This window comes from Kocuria sp. CPCC 204721, from assembly GCF_040980945.1.
Classification (GTDB): Bacteria; Actinomycetota; Actinomycetes; order Actinomycetales; family Micrococcaceae; genus Kocuria; species Kocuria marina.
The window spans coordinates 1-3803 of the sequence record NZ_JAVKPO010000032.1 but is presented as its reverse complement, the minus strand read 5'-3'; the positions used below and the strand labels follow the sequence as shown (position 1 = coordinate 3803).

The 3803-nt window shown below is 66.0% G+C and carries 8 protein-coding genes; all 8 read right to left on the bottom strand.

Annotated features, from left to right (window positions below; translation table 11 throughout):
• Positions 1 to 54 precede the first annotated feature (54 nt).
• The 8 genes from RF637_RS13650 to RF637_RS13615 all read right to left on the bottom strand — a co-directional run bounded on the left by RF637_RS13650 (position 55) and on the right by RF637_RS13615 (position 3441).
• A complete protein-coding gene (locus tag RF637_RS13650; RefSeq protein ID WP_368845110.1) occupies positions 55 to 321 on the bottom strand; it encodes a hypothetical protein in 267 nt (88 codons plus the stop codon).
• Positions 322 to 372: 51 nt separating this feature from the next.
• Positions 373 to 630: an HNH endonuclease gene (locus tag RF637_RS13645; protein WP_368845111.1), complete on the bottom strand. Its 258-nt coding sequence runs from the start codon at positions 628 to 630 to the stop codon at positions 373 to 375.
• A 47-nt stretch (positions 631 to 677) separates the two neighbouring features.
• Complete coding sequence (locus RF637_RS13640; protein ID WP_368845109.1) at positions 678 to 1172, bottom strand: HNH endonuclease; 495 nt, start codon at positions 1170 to 1172, stop codon at positions 678 to 680.
• Between the two features lie 317 nt (positions 1173 to 1489).
• Positions 1490 to 2245 carry a hypothetical protein gene (locus RF637_RS13635; RefSeq protein ID WP_368845108.1) on the bottom strand — a complete coding sequence of 252 codons (756 nt, stop codon included), beginning with the start codon at positions 2243 to 2245 and terminating at the stop codon, positions 1490 to 1492.
• Between the two features lie 48 nt (positions 2246 to 2293).
• A complete protein-coding gene (locus RF637_RS13630) occupies positions 2294 to 2677 on the bottom strand; it encodes a hypothetical protein (protein WP_368845107.1) in 384 nt (127 codons plus the stop codon).
• The gene (locus RF637_RS13625; protein ID WP_368845106.1) at positions 2674 to 2856 is read right to left on the bottom strand and encodes a hypothetical protein; all 183 of its coding nucleotides are present in this window, start codon (positions 2854 to 2856) and stop codon (positions 2674 to 2676) included. Before RF637_RS13625 ends, RF637_RS13630 begins: the two co-directional genes overlap by 4 nt.
• A gap of 181 nt (positions 2857 to 3037) precedes the next feature.
• The gene (locus RF637_RS13620; RefSeq protein WP_368845105.1) at positions 3038 to 3247 is read right to left on the bottom strand and encodes a hypothetical protein; all 210 of its coding nucleotides are present in this window, start codon (positions 3245 to 3247) and stop codon (positions 3038 to 3040) included.
• Entirely contained in the window at positions 3244 to 3441 is a 198-nt protein-coding gene (locus RF637_RS13615) for a hypothetical protein (RefSeq protein ID WP_368845104.1), read from the bottom strand. The genes RF637_RS13620 and RF637_RS13615 overlap by 4 nt, the downstream gene beginning before the upstream one ends.
• Positions 3442 to 3803 lie beyond the last annotated feature (362 nt).

Genomic DNA, 3803 nt, shown 5'->3' with positions numbered 1-3803 from the left:
CCTGTCTGTCGTGAAGTCGGTCACGGCCGTCTCCTTTCGGATCAGGCCGGACCCTCACACACCGTTTTTCTTACAGTCCCCCTGTCCTTTGTAGGAGTCGAGGGTGGAGTCCGCGATGTGTTTGCCGAGGTAGGGAATGAGGTGGTCGTGCTGGTCCCATGTCAGTCCCCCTTCGCCGATGGTGCCGATGGCGGCTTCAAGGTTGGCGCGTGCTGCCCGTGCGTTGGATTTAGCGCGTGCCCATGCCCAGACGAGGCCGCCCGCTTGTAGTCCTCCTGCGAGGATGACGAGTGTGAGGGTCCATGCTTCGGTAGTGGTCATGCGCTGAGAATAGGGCCGCCCGTGGGCGAGGTGGTGGACGTGGGGGTCATGTCACCAGGGCGCGGCCGTGGGCGGCTGCTTGGCGCGTGCTGGTGGTGTGCGTGGGGGTCGGGTCATGCGTGCGCCCATGCTTCGGTTGCAGGTACGGCAGACGACTCGGAGGTTCGCGGGTGTGTCTGTCCCTCCTCGTGCGTGTGGTGTGATGTGGTCGACCTCGGGTGAGTTGGGTAGACCTGCGTGGTGGTAGTCGATCCAGGTCCCGCAGGTTGGGCAGGTGGTGTGCCCGCAGGCTTGGGCCTCGGCGATCATGGTGGCCCGCAGGTTCTTCCACGCGCCCCGCCCGGTCCGGTTCGTGCTCATGGTGTGGCCTCGATCCTGCCCTTGGCCTCGGCTAGCTGGGCTTCAAGCTGTGCGATGCGTCGCTTGTAGTAGGCGCGTTCCATCATCTCGGCGGTGTTCTCGTGTGGTGCCACGGCTTGCAGGTGCTCGGGGTTCACGCACGCACGGTTCGCGCAGGTGTGGTGGATCGGGGTGTGAGGATCCAGGGTCACCCCGTGCGCTACCTCGTAGGCGATGCGGTGGGCGAGCTTCTGCCCGCGGGTAGGAATGTGGACCAGCCCGTACCCTGTGGACGCGATACGTCCTTGCCACGGCGCGCATTGGTCGGGCTGGTGCTCGGGGGTCCACAGGGCGATCTTCTCGGCTGCCGTGGCGTTGTGGAGCCGGATGGGCTTATCCCCTGCGGTGCCGGTCTTGCGTATCCGTTGATAGTGGGCGTGGCAGTATCCGTGGCCGTACTGCTTCCGGGTGCAACCCTCCGTTCGGCAGCGCCCGGTGTACTTCGGCTTCACGGGCGCGTTCGCGTCGCCTAGCCGTCTCATCCTGGCGTAATGGGTATTGCAGAGTCCCTTAGCTACGGCTGGTAGCTGGCACTCATCCGCAGCGCATGTGCGGTTGCGGGGTGCTGCGATCCAAGCGTCTGGCCCGCCCGTGTCGTTGTACTTGCGCCACCGTGCGTAGTGCATTGCACAAAGCCCTCGGGCTGCGTGTTTCCGTTCGCATCCGTCAACGGTGCAGGTGCTGGGCATAAGGTCTCTTTCTGGCTGGTGGTGCCCTGCGCGCCCCGCGGTGGTGTCCACGGGGCGCGCTGCGGCCCTGGGGGTACGGGTCAGCGGGTCCGGCGGGCTGCTTCGGCCTGGCGGACCTGGGCGGTGCGGGCGCGCTGCTGGGCGGTCTCGTGCTCACGGATCCGGGTGGCGAGCTCCTCACGGTCTTCGGCCATGGCGAGGGCCACGCCGGCGCGTGCGGTGTTCCACGGGGTCTCGCGCCCCAGTGTCCCAATGCGCTGCCGTTCGGCGGGGGTGGGGTTCGCCCACCCGAAGATCGCGGTGTTGCCGCCGTGTTCCATGCGGGGGCCTGCGAGGGAGTCCAGGGCCGCACGCACCCGCAGCACGTCCTCGATTGCCTGTTCTGCGTACTGGACGTCCAAGGCGGCGTGGACTTCCTCGGGGCGGTCCAGGCCCGGGGAGAGTTCCCGAATGTTCTCGCGGTTCCCGATCACCTGGGCGGCGGCGGTGAGCTTCTCCGCGGCGGCGTCGAACTTCTCCGCGAGCTGGGCGGTCAGCCCGGGGCGGGCGTTGATGAGTGCTTGGGCGCGGGCCTCAGACTGATGATTCCGATTGGACTCGTACAACCACGAGGCGGTGCCTACCTGACGGGCGATCCACAGTTTTTGCACACGCGGGTCGCTGTAAGGGTCGGCCGCCTTAGAGGCGCGCACAGCGTCGGCAATGTCCTCCACTGTGGTCGCACAGGCGGGCAGGGCGGTGTACTCGGGCAGGGCCGGGGGTTCGATCCCCACGGCGGTCAGGGCGGTCAGGGCGCCGTTGATGGTCGTCTCACGGTCAATGCTATTCAGGGCCACGGGGGCTCCTTCCGTTGTTGCGTTGTTGTTGTGGTCGGGGTGCTCGGGTTAGTGCCCGATCCACCCGGGGCGCTTGTGGGCGGTGTCGTGGTCCGGGTGCGCAACGTCGTGCGGGACGGGCGCTCCCGGATTGGCGAGGTTACGGAGGGGGTTCACCGGGGGCCGGTACTGCCCCGGGTGCTTCCCCTGCGCGAGTACCGGGCCCATCCGCTGCCGGGAGTCGAGCCAAGCGGTGATCTGCTCGGCGTGTGCTTCCACCTCGGCGGTGGTGGCTCCTCGCAGCGCGTCGATGGGCAGGCCGTAGCGGGCCGCCACGGGCTCCCGGGGGTCCACCTCGGGGGCGGGCTCCGGGGCTGGTTCAGCCGGGGGCTGACGGTCCCCGAACAGGGCGCCACGGGCGGCGGTCATGGGGTGTTCTTCGTAGCTGTTCATCCGATCATCACCGTCTTTCGCTCGGGGGCCTCGGGGGCTTCTTTCCAAAAAGACCATTCGCGAAAAACTGCGACGGGCTTGCCGGCGCGGGTAAGTTTCAAGGTCCCGCCATTGTTGGTGACTTCGTGTTCACCGGGGAACTCGTGTGTTCCCGTGGTGGGAGTGTGAATAACGATCATGCGTTCTTCCTGTTCGGTTCTGGGAGGTTTTCGAGCTGGTATTGCATGCCCGCTAACCTCCGTCTGATATCGGGTAAACAAAAAGCCGGGATGAATACCCGGCCTTGCTTTGTTTGGATGAGGATCCCGCGCTGTTTTTTTAGCTGCCCGTACGTGAGTTCCACGGTGTGCTCGTCCTGGATCACGGGGTGTCCTCCGGTGCGGGGGGACGGGCGTCGCCGTTGAGCACGTCGATACGGTCGCAGAGGTCGTGTATCCGGTCAGCGATCCCGCGGGCGTTGGACACGTCCAGCTGTCGTGCGGTGTCGCCGATACGGAGCTGCAAGCAAGCGGGGTACGGTGCCTCGGGGTCGTTGAGGTGGATCCCGGTGCGGATGCGCGGCGTGTTCATCGGGCGGCCTCACGCATGGCGCGGTGGACGGCGTGCTCGCCCGTGTCATCCCGGTAAGTGAGTACGTACGCCACGGGCTCCGGTTCGCGCAGCGCGCGGGCCGCGAGTCGTCGTGCCCGGGACACTGATAGGCGTTGCCCGTTCTGGTGGGCGGCGTTGATGAGTTCGGCGGTGAGGTCGGTTTTGACGCTCATTCGGACTGCTCCTTCCCGGTCGGCACGAATAGTGAGAGAAGCTCGTCCAGGTCGATACGGACGGCCGCGCCCCCGGTCAGTTTGTACCGGGTCAATCTGCCGTCTTTCAAAAGGTTTTCAATGGTGCGGGTCGAGACCGCTGCGTGTTCCGCCCCGGCTCTGATAGACACGAGTTGCATAGGTTTATCCCTCGGTTCTTTGGTGTGGGATTCCCGTCTCGGATTACCGGGCTTGCTCCTACTAATTCTACCTTAGTTTGCGGGGAATTGCACCGCCTTGCGGGGGTATTCGGGGCTCTTCAGGATCCAGGGTGTAGTTGGGGTCGGCGCGTCGGTCGCCGGATAGGGGTCGAGGCCTCCCGA

What these genes read in the sequence shown, in the direction of transcription:
- RF637_RS13645 (WP_368845111.1), bottom strand. Translation starts at nt 630, where the DNA reads ATGATCGCCGAGGCCCAAGCCTGCGGGCACACCACCTGCCCAACCTGC.
- RF637_RS13650 (WP_368845110.1), bottom strand. Translation starts at nt 321, where the DNA reads ATGACCACTACCGAAGCATGGACCCTCACACTCGTCATCCTCGCAGGA.
- RF637_RS13615 (WP_368845104.1), bottom strand. Translation starts at nt 3,441, where the DNA reads ATGAGCGTCAAAACCGACCTCACCGCCGAACTCATCAACGCCGCCCAC.
- RF637_RS13620 (WP_368845105.1), bottom strand. Translation starts at nt 3,247, where the DNA reads ATGAACACGCCGCGCATCCGCACCGGGATCCACCTCAACGACCCCGAG.
- RF637_RS13630 (WP_368845107.1), bottom strand. Translation starts at nt 2,677, where the DNA reads ATGAACAGCTACGAAGAACACCCCATGACCGCCGCCCGTGGCGCCCTG.
- RF637_RS13625 (WP_368845106.1), bottom strand. Translation starts at nt 2,856, where the DNA reads ATGATCGTTATTCACACTCCCACCACGGGAACACACGAGTTCCCCGGT.